Genomic DNA, 13,654 nt, shown 5'->3' with positions numbered 1-13,654 from the left:
CGCGGTCACGTACAATGCCCGGTCTGGCGCCTGCGCCCGGGCCGCCTGCGGCGCCCGCGGGCTCCCCCTCCCTGCTGACCTGCGATACCGATCCCGTGAAATTCTTTGTTTCCTGCGCCAAGGGCCTGGAGTACCTGCTCGCCGACGAACTGCTGGCGCTGGGCCTGCCCCGGGCCACCGCCACCATTTCCGGCGTCAATGCCGAGGGCGATCTGCCGCAGGCGCTGAAGGTGGTGCTGTGGTCGCGCCTGGCCAGCCGGGTGCTGTGGCCGCTGGCCGAGTTCGACTGCCCGGACGAGGGATCGCTCTACCAGGGCGTGTCGTCGATGCCGTGGGACCAGCACATCAGCCCCGAGCTGACCCTGTCGGTGGACGCCCATGTGTCGGGCACCGAAATCACCCATGCGCGCTTCGCCGCGCAGCGGGTCAAGGACGGCGTGGTCGACAGCCTGCGCGCGCAGGGCCTGGAGCGGCCGTCGGTGAACACCGAGTTCCCGGACGTGCGCATCAACCTGTCGCTGCGCAAGGGCCGCGCCAGCATTTCCATCGACCTGGGTGGCGGCCCGATGCACCGGCGCGGCTGGCGCATGGCGCAGAACGAGGCGCCGCTGAAGGAAAACCTGGCCGCTGCGGTGCTGATGCGCGCCAACTGGCCCAAGATCCACGCCGAAGGCGGTGGCCTGCTCGACCCGATGTGCGGCAGCGGCACGCTGCTGATCGAGGGTGCGCTGATGGCCGCCGACGTGGCGCCAGGCCTGCAGCGCCATGGCAGCATTCCGCCGAGCCGCTGGCTGGGCTTTGATCGTGAGGCCTGGAACGCCCTGATGGCCGAGGCGCGCACCCGCGAGCAGGCCGGGCGCGCCGCGCTCAAGCAGGTCATCCACGGCAGCGACATCGACCCGCATGCGATCCGCGCGGCCAAGGAAAACGCGGAGACCGCCGGTGTCGCCGAGGCGATCTGGTTCGGCGTGCGCGACGTGGCCGACGTGCAGGTGCCGCCGCAGGAAACCGGCTGCGTGGTGTGCAACCCGCCGTATGACGAACGCCTGGCCGCCGACGCGGTGCTGTACCGCCGCCTGGGCGACGCGCTCAAGCGCGCCGTGCCGCAGTGGCGGGCCAGCCTGCTGTGCGGCAGCGCCGAACTGGCGTTCGCCACCGGGCTGCGCGCCAACAAGAAGTACCAGCTGTTCAACGGCGCCATCGAGTGCGCGTTGATCGTGTGCGATCCCATCGCCGTACCGCAGCGCGAGAACGCGGGCCAGCCGCGCGAGCTCAGCGAAGGCGCGCAGATGGTGGCCAACCGGCTGCGCAAGAACATCCGCAGGTTCAAGACCTGGAAGGCGCGCGAGCAGGTGACCTGCTACCGCGTGTATGACGCCGACCTGCCCGAATATGCCGCGGCGATCGACGTCTACGAGGAAGATGGCGGCGCTGGCCGCACCTTCCTGCACGTGCAGGAATACGCCGCGCCGGCCACCATTCCGGACGTGGACGTGCGCCGCCGCCGCAATGAGCTGCTCTCGGCCGCGCGCGAGGTGTTCCAGGTGCCGGCCGAGCAGGTGGCGCTGAAGTCGCGCGAGCGCGGCAAGGGCGGCAGCAAGTATGGCCGCTTCGAACAGCGTGGCGAATTCGTGCTGGTGCGCGAGAACGATGCACTGCTGCGGGTGAACCTGTTCGATTACCTGGACACCGGCCTGTTCCTGGACCACCGCCCGCTGCGCTGGCACATGGCCAAGGAGGCGCAGGGCAAGCGCTTCCTCAACCTGTTCTGCTACACCGGCGTGGCCAGCGTGCAGGCGGCGGTGGCCGGTGCGGCCTCCACCACCAGCGTGGACCTGTCCGGCACTTACCTGCAGTGGTGTGCCGACAACCTGGCGCTGAACGGCAAGGGTGGCAGCCAGCACCAGCTGATCCAGGCCGATGCACTGGCCTGGCTGGAAGCGGAGCGGCACCGGTTCGATGTGATCTTCTGCGATCCACCGACCTTCTCCAACTCCGCCCGCGCCGAGGATTTCGACGTGCAGCGCGAGCACGTGCGGCTGCTGCGTGCGGCCGTGGCGCGGTTGAGCCCGGAAGGGGTGCTGTACTTCTCGAACAACTTCCGCCGCTTCAAGCTGGACGAGGACGCGATCAAGGAGTTTGCCGAGTGCCGCGAGATCTCGGCCGACACCATCGGCGACGATTTCGAGCGCAACCCGCGCATCCACCGCGCGTGGGAGTTGAGGCGTTACGGGGCGTGATGTAGAGCCGACTGTTAGTCGGTTTGCACTTGAGTTCCCGTTGCCACCGGAAGAGCAGCCGACTGACAGTCGGCTCTACAGCGCGGCGGCGCCCAGGCCCAGCACCGGCAACGCCCACGCCAATGGGGCAATCCAGCGCGGTCGCCAGGGATACAGGCCGAACGCGATCAGCAGGCCGCTGAGCGTCATCGCGCCCAGCCACAGCACCGGACCGGCCGCCCAGCCGTGGTCGGCCACGCACAGGCCGAAGGCGATGGCCAACAGCGTCCAGCCCAGCCATCGCCACAGGCGCCTGCGCGCGGGGCCGGCGTGCGCCTTGCCGTGCAGCTCCAGCTGGTGTTTTTCCATTGCCAGCGACAGCGCGGTGAACGCCGAGAAATTCAACGCAAGCGCCAGCAGCATCATGCGCCGGCCTCGGCCGGGACGCGCGCATCGTTTGCTGCGGCTGCCTGGCGCTTCTTCTTCTCCGCCGCGCTCAGCGCCGGCTGCCAACGCTGCATGCGCAGGCCGCAATAGGCCAGCATCGCGCCGAAGGCGAGCATCACCAGATCAAACCCGGCCAGCACCCAGTCGCCCGTGCGCAGGGTCACGCCCAGGTGCGCCTGCGTGGTGAGTGCATTGATCACCGGAATGAGCGCAAACAAGGCCGCGCCCAGGTACAGCTGCCAGGCCCACATCAACCGCTTGGGCCAGACGAAGGCCGCCAGCAGGGCGGCGCCCCAGGCATAGAAGAACACGCTGGCTTCTGCGTCGGCGCGCTCCGCCATTTCCAGCGGCAGCAACCGGTTGCCCCAGAAGTACGCGGCAAACGCGATCGGCAGGCCGGCCACGGCGCCGATGTTGAGCGCATCCACCAGCCGCAGGCCGAAGCCGATCCTGCCGGCCTTGGCGTGCTTGGGGCGTTCCTTGACCGCCCACAGCACTACGCCGCTGGCCACCATCAGGCAACCCACCAGGCCGGACAGGAAGAACAGGGCGCGCAGGCCCCAATCCGCGAAGCGGGCCAGGTGCAGGCCGTACAGCACGCCGCGGGTCTGGGTGGCACCGCCGGGCACCGGGCTGGTGTCGACCAGCGCGCCGGTGACCGCGTTGTAGCGCAGCGACGGGGTGTCGACCGACAGACGCTTGCCGTCGCGCTGGTAGATGTCGATCACCGCATTGGCCGCGCCCGGGTGGAACACGGTGAAGCCGCTGACCTGCGCGCCCTTCCAATCGGCGCGCGCGCTGTCCAGCAACTGCTGGATCGGCAGCGGGGCCGCGCGGCCTTCGGCGGGATCGGCCGGATCGGCCAGGCGCGCGAAGGCTTCGCTGAAGAACGCGTCCTCGTCCTTGGGATAGGCCATGCTCACGCCCTGCGGCAGGTACATGAACATCAACGTGACGATGCCGGTGTAGGTGATCATCGCGTGGTAGGGCAGGGCCATCACCGCGCTGACGTTGTGGAAGTCCAGCCACGACCGCAGGCCCTTCTCCGGCCGGAAGGTGAAGAAGTCCTTGAAGATCTTCTTGTGGGTGATCACGCCGGTGATGATCGCCACCAGCATGAACATCGCGCAGAACCCCACCAGGTAGCGCGCCCACAGCACCGGGATGTAGTGCAGGTCGAAATGCAGGCGGTAGAAGAAGTCGCCGCCGCGGGTTTCGCGCGCGGCCACTTCCTCGCCGCTGGCCGGGTCCACCGTGGCATCGCCGAAGCGGCCACCGCCACGACGGCGCTTTTCGCCCTCGACCGGTGGCTTCACCATCGACTCGGGGTTGCGCCAGAACATGCGCATGGCCGGGTTGCGTGGATCGGGCAGGGTCACGTTCCAGCTTTCGGCCTGCGGTGCCTTGTGCTGCAGGAAGCGGACCGCGCTGGCGGCGGCCACGTCGGCGGTCACGCTGCTGCGTGGCAGCTCCGGCCGCATCCAGCGGCTGATCTCTTCGCGGTAGTAACTGGCGGTGCCGGCCATGAAGATGAGCAGCAGCAGCCAGCCCACCAGCAGGCCGGTCCAGGTGTGCAGCCAGGCCATGGATTGGCGGAAGCCGTTCTTCATGCGCGCGGCCCCATCGCGAGCGTGCCCACCCAGAACAGCAGAGCAGGCGCGGCGATGCCGATCCAGGCGCGCAGCGCGGTGCGCGTGGCGAAGGACCACAGCGCCGCGCACGCGCACAGCACGATCCCCACCAGCATGCCGGTCAATACGGCCTGCGCGCGGGCGATGGGGAGGGCCACTGCCAGGAACATCGAACAGGTCGCCGCCAGCGCGTATCCGCCGACGATGGCCGCCAGCGAACGCGACAGCACTCCCACCCAGGGGCGGGCGAAGAGACCGCCGAAACGGTTGAACCAGCGGGCATCAGGCGTGCTTTCCACGGGAACCTGCAATGGGGTCGAACAACGAACATCACCGGCCGGGGCCGGTGACAAGGGGAGGGTGGCCATCCTTGGCCCAGCCGCCGCACGGGGCGGGGTATCCCTGGAGAACGGTGCTGCCCCTGGCGGCCGCAGCAGCGCCGTATCGAGCAAGCAATCCGCTAATGATAGTCATTATCATTCGCTTCGGCAAGATCGATAGCTATGGCGCTACCCGCTTTTCGCGCGGTGGCTGCAATACTTGCGGCATGACCGACGCCGACCTGCACGCGCTTGACGCACTCCCCGATGCTGCCGGGCGGAGTTCCGATGACCTCGCGGCCGACGAGGGGTGGTGGTCCCGGGTGGCGGCGCTGTACGACCTCACCGACGAGGTGGTCATGCTCGACAACGGGTACTGGGGCTCGATGGCACGGCCGGTGCTGCAGGCCTACCAGCGCGCCACCGCGCGGGTGAACCGCGACAACGCCTGGTTCGGGCGACGGGATTTCCCGCCGTTGCTTGAACATGCGCGTGCGCAGTTGGCCCAGGTGCTGGGCGTGGGCGCCGATGAGATCGCGCTGACCCGCGGGGCGACCGAAGCGATGCAGGTGCTGATTGCCGGCTATCGGCGCCTGTCTCCCGGCGATACCGTGCTGTACGCGGACACCGACCACGAAAGCGCGATCGCCGCGATGCAGTGGCTGCGCGAGCGCAGGGGCGTGGAGGTGCAGCGCATCGTGCTGCCGGAGCCGTTCGACCACGACGGCATCGTGGAGGCCTACCGCCAGGCGTTGGCGCGCTACCCGCGTACCCGGCTGCTGCTGCTCACCCAGGTGGGTCACCGCAACGGCATGTTGCTGCCGGTAGCGCGGATCAGCGCGCTGGCCCGCGCAGCGGGCGCGGACGTGGTCCTGGACGCGGCGCATGGCATTGGCCAGGTCGACACGCCGCTGCACGCACTGGGCGCGGATTTCGTCGGCATCAACCTGCACAAGTGGATTGGCGCGCCGGTCGGCATGGGCGCGCTCTACGTGCGCCGCGGACGCGTGCAGGATGTGGATCCCTGCATGGGCGAGGCGGACACCGGCGCCATCGACAGCCGCGTCCACACCGGCACGGTCAACTTCGCGGCGGTCATGGCCTTGCCGGCGGCGCTGTCGCTGCACCAGCAGATCGGGGTGGCCAACAAGCGCGCCCGTCTGTTGCGCCTGCGCAACCAATGGCTGGACGCGCTGCGCGATGACGCGCGGATCCAGCTGCTGGCATCACCGGACCCCCGCCTGTCCAGCGCCATCGCGGCGTTCCGCCTGCGCGGGCAGGTCAGCCTGGAGGCCAACACCGCCACCGTCGGGCGGATGCTGGAGCACTCCCGTGTCTTCGTGGTGGCCCGCGACGGCTTGGCATCCGGCGCCTGCGTACGCGTCACGCCGGGGATCTTCAGCACGCCCGCGCAGATGCACTCGCTGGTGGACGCGGTGCGCGCCGAGGCCTGATGCAGTCCTGTCCGACACACGTGCGGGCCACGTTCAGCGGGAGCTGCAGGCCTTGGCGATGTCGGCGTCGATGCGCTCCGGGGCGGGGCGCCCGAACATCTCGCTGATCTCGCGGCGGGAACGCAGTTCTTCGCACTGTTCCGGGTTGGCCGCGCCGTCGATCACGGTGCCGCGCACCGGCGGCTCTCCCCGGCCGGCGTCGGCCTGCATGCGGCGCCTGGCCTGGTAGAGGTCGCGCTGGGCGCGGGTGCGTTCTTCCCAGGTGAGGTTGGGGTCTTTGACGATCGGGCGGGTCACGCCGGTGTCCTGCTCGGGCGGGCAGGGTACGGTCTGGTAGATGGTCTGGCCGCCGTTCGCGCACTTGTACACGCGCCCGGCATGGGCATTGCAGGCCAGCGCGCACAGCGCCAACGTCACGATTGTCCTTCGCATGGTTCCCCCCGACGGGCCACTCCAGCCCTGAATGCGCGGCAGAATACGCGAACCACATCGCAGTTTCACCCGGTCAAAGTGTCAACCGACGGGCCGGATGGGGTGCCGATTCCGGCAGGTCACGAGCGTTGGTGGTGACGCCCTACCACTGCATCCAGACGGTCAGCGCATGCAGCGCCAACCCGATCAACCCCCCCACCAGGGTGCCGTTGAAGCGGATGAACTGCAGGTCGCGGCCTACGCTCAGCTCCAGCTGCTCCACCAGGTGGCGTTCGTCCCAGCCCTTCACGGTCTGCGCGATATGCGTTGTCACGCCGTCGCGCAGGCGGCTGGTCAGGCGCTCGGCCCCGTCCATCAGGTGCTGGTTCAGCGCCTCGCGCAGTGAGGGATCGTCCTGCAGGGCCTGGCCGATCTTGCCCAGGCTGCGCCGCAGGTGACCGCCCAGCGCCGAGTCGTCGCTGGACAGGTCGGCGCGCAGGCTGGCATGGATGCGCGCCCACAACCCCTGCACGTAGTCCTGCACGGCCGGATGGTCGATGACCTGCTGCTTGAGCTGCTCGACCTTGTCGGCCAGCGCCGGATCATCGCGCAGGCGCTGGATGTAGTCGCGCAACCAGACCTCATAGTCCCTGCGCAGCGGGTGCTCCGGTTCGGACAGGATCTGCTGCAGTTCGGCCAGCACCGCATGCGCCATGCGCTCGGCCAGGCTGTCGCCGATCTCGTCGATCGGCTTGACCCAGTTCACCGTGCTGGCCAGCTTCGGCCATTCGCGCTGGATGTAGCGCACGATGAGTCCGGAGGCGCGCTGCTTGACCGAGTCGTTGTCCAGCCACTCGCTGACGCGGGTCAGCCCCTCGTCCAGTACGCGCTGGTGGCGGTTGTCGGCGGTAAGCAGGCCCAGCAGCTCGCCGGCGGTGGCGGCCGCGTTCCATTGACGCAGCTGCTCGACCACGAACGCCTGGATGCTGCGGCGAACCGCCGCTTCGTCAAGGAAATCCAGCGCCTGCAGGGCCCAGCCCCGGGCCATGTCGGCCAGCATCTTCGAGCGCTCCGGGTCGGCCAGCCAGCTGCCCAGCCGTGCCGCCGGATCGAACACCTGCAGCCGCGCCAGCAACGCCTGCGGCTCCAGGAACTGGTCGCGCACGAACACCGCCAGGCTGTCGGCGATACGGTCCTTGCTGTGGGGGATGATCGCGGTGTGCGGAATCGGCAGCCCCAGCGGGCGCCGGAACAGCGCGACCACCGCGAACCAGTCGGCCAGCGCACCGACCGCCGCCGCCTCGCAGAAGGCCGACACCCACGCCCAGATACCACGTTCGCCATTGAGATGGCTGACGACGAAACCGGCCAGCATGGCCAGCAGCATCGCCAGTGCAATGCCTTTGAGGCGGCGCAGCTGGGCGCGGCGGGGGTCGACCGATGGCGTGCTGTTCATGCCGCAAGTGTAGCCATCCGGGTGCGAACACGGTCTCGACACGCATTCTCGAGGGCCGGCCAACGGCCGGCGCTACCCTGTAACGCCTTCATCGCTCGACGGTAGCGCCGGCCGTTGGCCGGCAAAACGAATTACGCCACGTCGCTGACCTTCAGGCGAAGCGCCGCCAACTGGGCGCGCAGCGCGTCGTTTTCGAGGGTCAGCGCCACGACCCGCCGGCGCAGTTCGGCCGGGCCTTCGCCCAGCGCGTCCAGCGCCTCGGCGATCTCCACTTCCCGGCCGGGATCGACCGCCAGCTCGCCATCGACGCCGTGCAGCACCTCCTGCACCGGCTTGCGCGGCTTGCGCTTGGCCTCGCGCACGCGTTTGGCGGCCTGCTTCAGCTCATCCTTGCCGGCCACTGCGGCCGCGCGCTGTTCCTCTTCCGGCAGGTCGGCCACCGCGGCCGCCGCGCTGATCGAGATCACCCCGCTCTTGACCGCCTCCACCAGTTCCGGGGCGGCCTGCTTGTGGATGCGTTCGATCATCGTCACCTGGCTGCTGCTCAGCCGGGCTTCGCGCGCCATGTCGGCGCGGCTCACCTTCGGTGCCGGCGCCCACGGTGGGCTGTCCTCCTCTCCGTCGGGCGCGGCATCGGCGATCTCGCCATCGCTTTCGCGCTGCAGCTGCGCCTGGTCGGCGCGGTGGCGCTCGGCCAGGATGTCGCGCTTGCGCAGGGCCAGCACGCCGCGCTGGAAGTCGGACACGCTGCGCCGGCCCAGGTGCTGTTCGATCATCCACAGGTGCACGTCGTCCATCGACTGGAAGCGGGTGTTCTGCACTGTCTGGAACGGCAGGCCGTGCTTCTGGCAGATGCCGTAACGGTTATGCCCGTCCACCAGCACGTCGTTCCACAGCACCAGCGCGTCGCGGCACCCTTCGGCCAGGATGCTGCGCTCCAGCGCCTCGTGCTCGTCGGCAGTCAGCGGGTCGATGTAAGCCTTGAGTTCTTCTTTGACGACGATTTCCATGCAATCGGGTACGCAGGCGGGACGTGACCGACCATTGTACCCGCCGACCCGGGCTGCCCGCCGTCAGCCCGTGGCCCGGATCATCTCGCCCAGCACCTCCACGATCCGGTCGATCTGGGCCGGCTCGACGATCAACGGCGGCGACAGCGCGATCACATCGCCGGTGCAGCGCACCAGCAGCGCCCCATCGCGGAAGCAGCGCTCGAACACCTCGAAGCCCCGGCTGCCGGGGGCGTCCTTGCGCGGCGCCAGCTCGACCGCACCGATCAGCCCGAAATTGCGGATGTCCACCACGTTCGGCAGGCCGCGCAGGCTGTGCAGGCGGGTCTGCCAGTACGCGCCCAGCTCGATGGCACGGTTGAACAGACCCTCGGCGGCGTAGGTGTCCAGCGCCGCCAGCGCAGCGGCGCAGGCCAGCGGGTGGCCGGACCAGGTATAGCCGTGGAACAGCTCGATGGCCCCCGGCGGGCCCTGCATGTACGCGGCGTGGATGGCATCGGACACCATCACCGCGCCCATCGGCACCGCGCCGTTGGTCAGGCCCTTGGCCATCGTCAACAGGTCCGGGGTGACCCCGAAGCGCTGCGCGGCGAACGCGTTGCCAACCCGGCCGAAACCGGTGATGACCTCGTCGAACACCAGCAGGATGCCGTGCTGGTCGCAGATCTCGCGCAGGCGTTGCAGGTAGCCCGGCGCCGGCAGGATCACGCCGGCCGAGCCGGCAACGGGTTCGACGAACACCGCTGCGATGGTGGAGGCATCGTGCAGGGCGATCAGCCGTTCCAGGTCCTCGGCCAGTTCGGCACCGTGCTGCGGCAGCCCGGGGCTGAAGGCGTTGCGCGACAGGTCCAGGGTATGGCGCAGGAAGTCGCTGCCGGCCAGCAGCGGCCCGAACCCGTTGCGGTTGTTCGGCAGCCCGCCGATCGAGAGCCCGCCGAAACCGACCCCGTGGTAGGCCTTCTCACGGCCGATGAAGCGGGTGCGCTGGCCGTCGCCGCGCAGGCGGTGGTAACCGAGCACGATCTTCATCGCGGTATCCACCGCTTCGGACCCGGAGTTGGTGAAGAACGCATGGTTGAGCGGACCCGGGGCCAGCGCGGCCAGGCGCTCGGCCAGCACGAACGGCAACGGCGACCCCATCTGGAACGACGGGGCGAAATCCAGCGTGGCCGCCTGCTGCTGGATGGCCTGCACGATCCGTGGCCGCGCGTGGCCGGCGTTGCAGCACCACAGGCCGGCGGCACCGTCGAGGATCGGGCGGTCGTCGATGTCGTGGTAGTACATGCCCTCGGCGCGGACCAGCAGGCGCGGCGCGGCCTTGAACTGGCGATTGGCGGTAAACGGCATCCACCAGGCGTCCAGCGCGTGCGGCGGCATGTCGGTGCGTGGCATGGTCAACCCCCGTCGTTGCGGATGCAGCGAATGTAGCGCAGCCGCGCGCGGCCAACCGTCACGTCTGCAACCATCCCGACGGGCGGCGGCGCGCGCATGGCAGAATCGGGCAGCTGATCTTCCTGCCTGTGAACGATGTCGACTTCTTCCGTTGCCACTGCCGTCAATTCGCCCCGCCGTGTGCTGCTGGCCAGCCTGATCGGCACCACCATCGAGTTCTTCGACTTCTACATCTACGCCACCGCCGCCGTGCTGGTGTTTCCGCACCTGTTCTTTCCCGACAGCAGCGAGGGGGCGGCCCTGCTGCAGTCGCTGGCGACCTTCGCCGTGGCGTTCATCGCCCGGCCGGTGGGATCGGCGGTGTTCGGCCATTACGGCGACCGCATCGGCCGCAAGGCCACGCTGGTGGCGGCGCTGCTGACCATGGGGGTGTCGACCGTGGCGATCGGCCTGCTGCCCACCCACGCCAGCATCGGGCTGCTGGCGCCGGCGCTGCTGGCGCTGTGCCGGTTCGGCCAGGGCCTGGGCCTGGGCGGCGAGTGGGGCGGGGCGGTGCTGCTGGCCACCGAGAATGCACCGCCGGGCAAGCGTGCGTGGTACGGCATGTTCCCCCAGTTGGGCGCACCGCTGGGCTTCCTGCTCTCGGCCGGCATCTTCCTGCTGCTGGGTCGCGCCATGAGCGATGCGGATTTCCTGCAGTGGGGCTGGCGCGTACCGTTCCTGGCCAGCGCACTGCTGGTGGCGGTCGGGCTGTGGGTACGCCTGAACATCCATGAGACGCCCCAGTTCCAGGCCGCGCTGGACCGCAACGAGCGGGTGCGCCTGCCGATGCTGACGGTGCTGCAGCATCACCCGCGGGCGCTGGTGCTGGGCACGCTGGGCGCGTTCGCCACCTTCGTGCTGTTCTACCTGATGACGGTATTCACGCTGGGCCATGGCACCACGGTGCTCGGCTACAGCCGCGAACAGTTCCTGCTGCTGCAGATGGTCGGCATCCTGTTCTTCGCCGCAGGCATTCCGCTGTCGGCGCGGTATGGCGACCGCTGGGGCACCCGGCGCACGATGATCGTGGCCAGTGGACTGATCCTGGGGTTCGGCGTGCTTTTCGCGCCCCTGTTCCAGGCTGGCCACCCGTGGCTGGTGGTGGCGTTCCTGGCCCTGGGTCTGTTCCTGATGGGGCTGACCTATGGGCCCTGCGGCACCTTCCTGGCCGAAATCTACCCGTTCCAGGTGCGCTATACCGGCGCCTCGCTGTCGTTCAACCTGGCCGGCATCCTCGGTGCCGCGCCGGCCCCGTACGTGGCGACGTGGCTGGCCGGGCGCTTCGGCCTGGTCGCGGTGGGCTACTACCTGTGCCTGGCCGCGGCGGTGACCATCGTGGCGCTGCTGGCACTGGGGCGACCGGTGCGGGTCAGCGGAACATCCGCTTGAGCGTGCGCCCCAACCAGCTACCCTGCTGGTGGTCGCGGGCGAACTGGTTCAGGTGCTGCTTGACCGATTCGGCGTAGGCCTTGTCGTCGCCCCGGATGTGGTTGAACAACCAGCGCGAGAGCATGGTGCGCAGCTCGTCGGTGATGTCCTCGCCCGCCTGGAAGCGCAGCCGGTACTCGGCCACGCGCTTGCCGAAGACCTCGTGCACGCGTTTGTGCGCGGCGCAGAACGGGTAGCCGGCTTCTTCCATGAGCTCTTCTTCGAAGGCGAAGTGCGACAGGGTGTAGTCCAGCAGCTCGTCGATCACCTCGGCCACGGCCAGCGTGTGCAGGCTGCTCTGTGCCACGTGCAGGTGGTTGAGCATCTCCACGATCCGCATGTGCTGGTGGTCGATCACCTCGATGCCGATGTTCAGGTCGTCCTGCCAGACCAGAAGTGCCATGCTGCGTTCCCTGTGCTGTTTGCTGGGAACGACTGTAGGCAGGACAGGGCGACCCTGCGTTGATCTCGATCAAGGCACCAGCGCGGGTTCGCGCGCGGCGGTGGCCACGCCCGTGCTGCACACCCGGTTGCGCCCAGCGGCCTTGGCCAGGTACAGCTGGCGGTCGGCCTCGGAGATCAGCCCATGCAGGGAATCGCCCTGCGCGCGCAGGCAGCACAGGCCGATGCTGACGGTCATGCGCAGGGTGGTGTGGCCCAGCTCGACCTGCAGCGCGGCGATGCGCTGGCGCAGGCTTTCGAAGTAGCCGACCGCCTCGTCCTTTTCCAGCCCCGGTACCAGCAGGCAGAACTCCTCGCCACCGAAGCGGGCGATCAGGTCCTGGGCGCGCGCGTGGTCGGCCACGGTCGCCGCTACCGCGCGCAGCGCATCGTCGCCGGCCTCATGGCCGTGGGTGTCGTTGATGTGCTTGAAATGATCGATGTCGATCATCGCCACGGCCACCTGTTCGCCATTCAACTGCAGCTGCGGCAGCTGCCGCTGGCTCTGTTCCAGGAAGCAGCGGCGGTTCGGCAGGCCGGTCAGGAAGTCGCGGGTGGCCAGGTCCTGCAGCGTGCCGATCAGCTCCAGCTGGTCCACGTTCTGCGACACCCGGCAGAAGAATTCCTCGCGCGAGAACGGCTTGCGCAGGAAATCGTTGGCGCCGTTCTTGAGGAAGCGCGGAATCAGCGACGGGTCGGTATTGCCGGAAATGCCGATCACCGCCACCTTGTCGCGCGAGCGCAGGGTCCGCAGCCGACGGGTGAACTCCACCCCCTCCATCCCTGGCATTTCCTGGTCCACCACCGCCAACCGGATCGCCGGATGCGCCTCGATCGCCTTCAGGCCTTCGGCACCGTCGGCCGCTTCGTACACGTCGTGTCCGTACATGCGCATCAGCGAGGCGGCGTACATCCGCGCGGACATCGAGTCGTCCACCACCAGTGCGGCGATGCGCCGGTTGCGGTCCAGCCGCTGCACCAGCCACACCAGGTAATCAATGCTGCCAGGGGTATTCTTCAACACATAGTCGATGATCTGCTGCTGCAGCACGCGCTTGCGCAGGTCCTCGTCATAGACGCCGCTGACCACCACGGTCCGCAGGCCGCGCGACAGGAAGTATTCCACCACCTTGTCGCGATCGCCATCGGCCAGCACCAGTCCGGTCAGGACCAGGAACCAGCCCTGTTCCTCATCCAGCAGCCGCCCGGCTTCGGCCAGCGAGGTCGCCACGGACACCGGCAGTTCCAGGCGCTGCTCGATGGCTTCCTTCAGCATCGTGGTGAACGTGCGCGAGTTCTCGACCAGCAGGATCCGCTGGGGGAGGTCATCACCGGGGTCGCTGTCGAAAGCGCCCTGAAACAGTACCGGCATGGTGCGTACGCTCGATATCCGAGAGGGTCGG

General features: G+C 68.8%; 12 protein-coding genes. 3 read left to right on the top strand and 9 right to left on the bottom strand.

Annotated features, from left to right (window positions below; translation table 11 throughout):
* The first annotated feature begins 95 nt into the window (after positions 1 to 95).
* Positions 96 to 2,240 (top strand): bifunctional 23S rRNA (guanine(2069)-N(7))-methyltransferase RlmK/23S rRNA (guanine(2445)-N(2))-methyltransferase RlmL, encoded by a 2,145-nt coding sequence (gene rlmKL, locus ACIGII_RS09185; protein WP_399636939.1) that lies wholly within the window; start codon positions 96 to 98, stop codon positions 2,238 to 2,240.
* 75 nt (positions 2,241 to 2,315) lie between these two features.
* On the opposite strand, the gene ACIGII_RS09180 is transcribed toward rlmKL, so the two are convergent.
* The 3 genes from ACIGII_RS09180 to ACIGII_RS09170 are packed head-to-tail and all read right to left on the bottom strand — an operon-like array spanning position 2,316 to position 4,650.
* The gene (locus tag ACIGII_RS09180) at positions 2,316 to 2,645 is read right to left on the bottom strand and encodes a DUF3325 domain-containing protein (RefSeq protein ID WP_399636937.1); all 330 of its coding nucleotides are present in this window, start codon (positions 2,643 to 2,645) and stop codon (positions 2,316 to 2,318) included.
* Positions 2,642 to 4,276: a PepSY-associated TM helix domain-containing protein gene (locus tag ACIGII_RS09175; RefSeq protein WP_399636934.1), complete on the bottom strand. Its 1,635-nt coding sequence runs from the start codon at positions 4,274 to 4,276 to the stop codon at positions 2,642 to 2,644. Before ACIGII_RS09175 ends, ACIGII_RS09180 begins: the two co-directional genes overlap by 4 nt.
* Complete coding sequence (locus ACIGII_RS09170) at positions 4,273 to 4,650, bottom strand: DUF3649 domain-containing protein (protein ID WP_399637105.1); 378 nt, start codon at positions 4,648 to 4,650, stop codon at positions 4,273 to 4,275. Before ACIGII_RS09170 ends, ACIGII_RS09175 begins: the two co-directional genes overlap by 4 nt.
* Before the next feature lie 194 nt (positions 4,651 to 4,844).
* On the opposite strand from ACIGII_RS09170, the gene ACIGII_RS09165 reads away from it, so the two are divergent.
* Entirely contained in the window at positions 4,845 to 6,071 is a 1,227-nt protein-coding gene (locus tag ACIGII_RS09165) for an aminotransferase class V-fold PLP-dependent enzyme (protein ID WP_399636932.1), read from the top strand.
* 33 nt (positions 6,072 to 6,104) lie between these two features.
* Here ACIGII_RS09165 and ACIGII_RS09160 read toward each other — a convergent pair whose 3' ends face one another.
* The 4 genes from ACIGII_RS09160 to ACIGII_RS09145 form a co-directional block, all read right to left on the bottom strand.
* Positions 6,105 to 6,503: a DUF4124 domain-containing protein gene (locus ACIGII_RS09160; RefSeq protein ID WP_399636929.1), complete on the bottom strand. Its 399-nt coding sequence runs from the start codon at positions 6,501 to 6,503 to the stop codon at positions 6,105 to 6,107.
* 142 nt (positions 6,504 to 6,645) lie between these two features.
* The gene (locus tag ACIGII_RS09155; RefSeq protein ID WP_399636927.1) at positions 6,646 to 7,938 is read right to left on the bottom strand and encodes a DUF445 domain-containing protein; all 1,293 of its coding nucleotides are present in this window, start codon (positions 7,936 to 7,938) and stop codon (positions 6,646 to 6,648) included.
* A 131-nt stretch (positions 7,939 to 8,069) separates the two neighbouring features.
* On the bottom strand, positions 8,070 to 8,948 hold the full coding sequence (locus ACIGII_RS09150; protein ID WP_399636925.1) for a plasmid replication/partition related protein: 879 nt from the start codon (positions 8,946 to 8,948) through the stop codon (positions 8,070 to 8,072).
* Between the two features lie 63 nt (positions 8,949 to 9,011).
* Positions 9,012 to 10,340 carry an aspartate aminotransferase family protein gene (locus ACIGII_RS09145; RefSeq protein ID WP_399636922.1) on the bottom strand — a complete coding sequence of 443 codons (1,329 nt, stop codon included), beginning with the start codon at positions 10,338 to 10,340 and terminating at the stop codon, positions 9,012 to 9,014.
* 135 nt (positions 10,341 to 10,475) lie between these two features.
* Between ACIGII_RS09145 and ACIGII_RS09140 the strand changes: the two genes are divergently transcribed.
* A complete protein-coding gene (locus tag ACIGII_RS09140; RefSeq protein ID WP_399636920.1) occupies positions 10,476 to 11,771 on the top strand; it encodes an MFS transporter in 1,296 nt (431 codons plus the stop codon).
* Here ACIGII_RS09140 and ACIGII_RS09135 read toward each other — a convergent pair.
* Both ACIGII_RS09135 and ACIGII_RS09130 read right to left on the bottom strand, forming a co-directional pair.
* Entirely contained in the window at positions 11,752 to 12,213 is a 462-nt protein-coding gene (locus tag ACIGII_RS09135) for a bacteriohemerythrin (RefSeq protein ID WP_399636918.1), read from the bottom strand. The two genes, ACIGII_RS09140 and ACIGII_RS09135, sit on opposite strands and share 20 nt — an antisense overlap.
* A gap of 69 nt (positions 12,214 to 12,282) precedes the next feature.
* The gene (locus tag ACIGII_RS09130) at positions 12,283 to 13,623 is read right to left on the bottom strand and encodes a diguanylate cyclase (RefSeq protein ID WP_399636916.1); all 1,341 of its coding nucleotides are present in this window, start codon (positions 13,621 to 13,623) and stop codon (positions 12,283 to 12,285) included.
* Positions 13,624 to 13,654: the final 31 nt, after the last annotated feature.

Source organism: Stenotrophomonas sp. NPDC077420 (genome assembly GCF_044543385.1).
Taxonomy (GTDB): Bacteria; Pseudomonadota; Gammaproteobacteria; order Xanthomonadales; family Xanthomonadaceae; genus Stenotrophomonas.
This window is presented reverse-complemented; position numbering and strand designations above follow the sequence as displayed.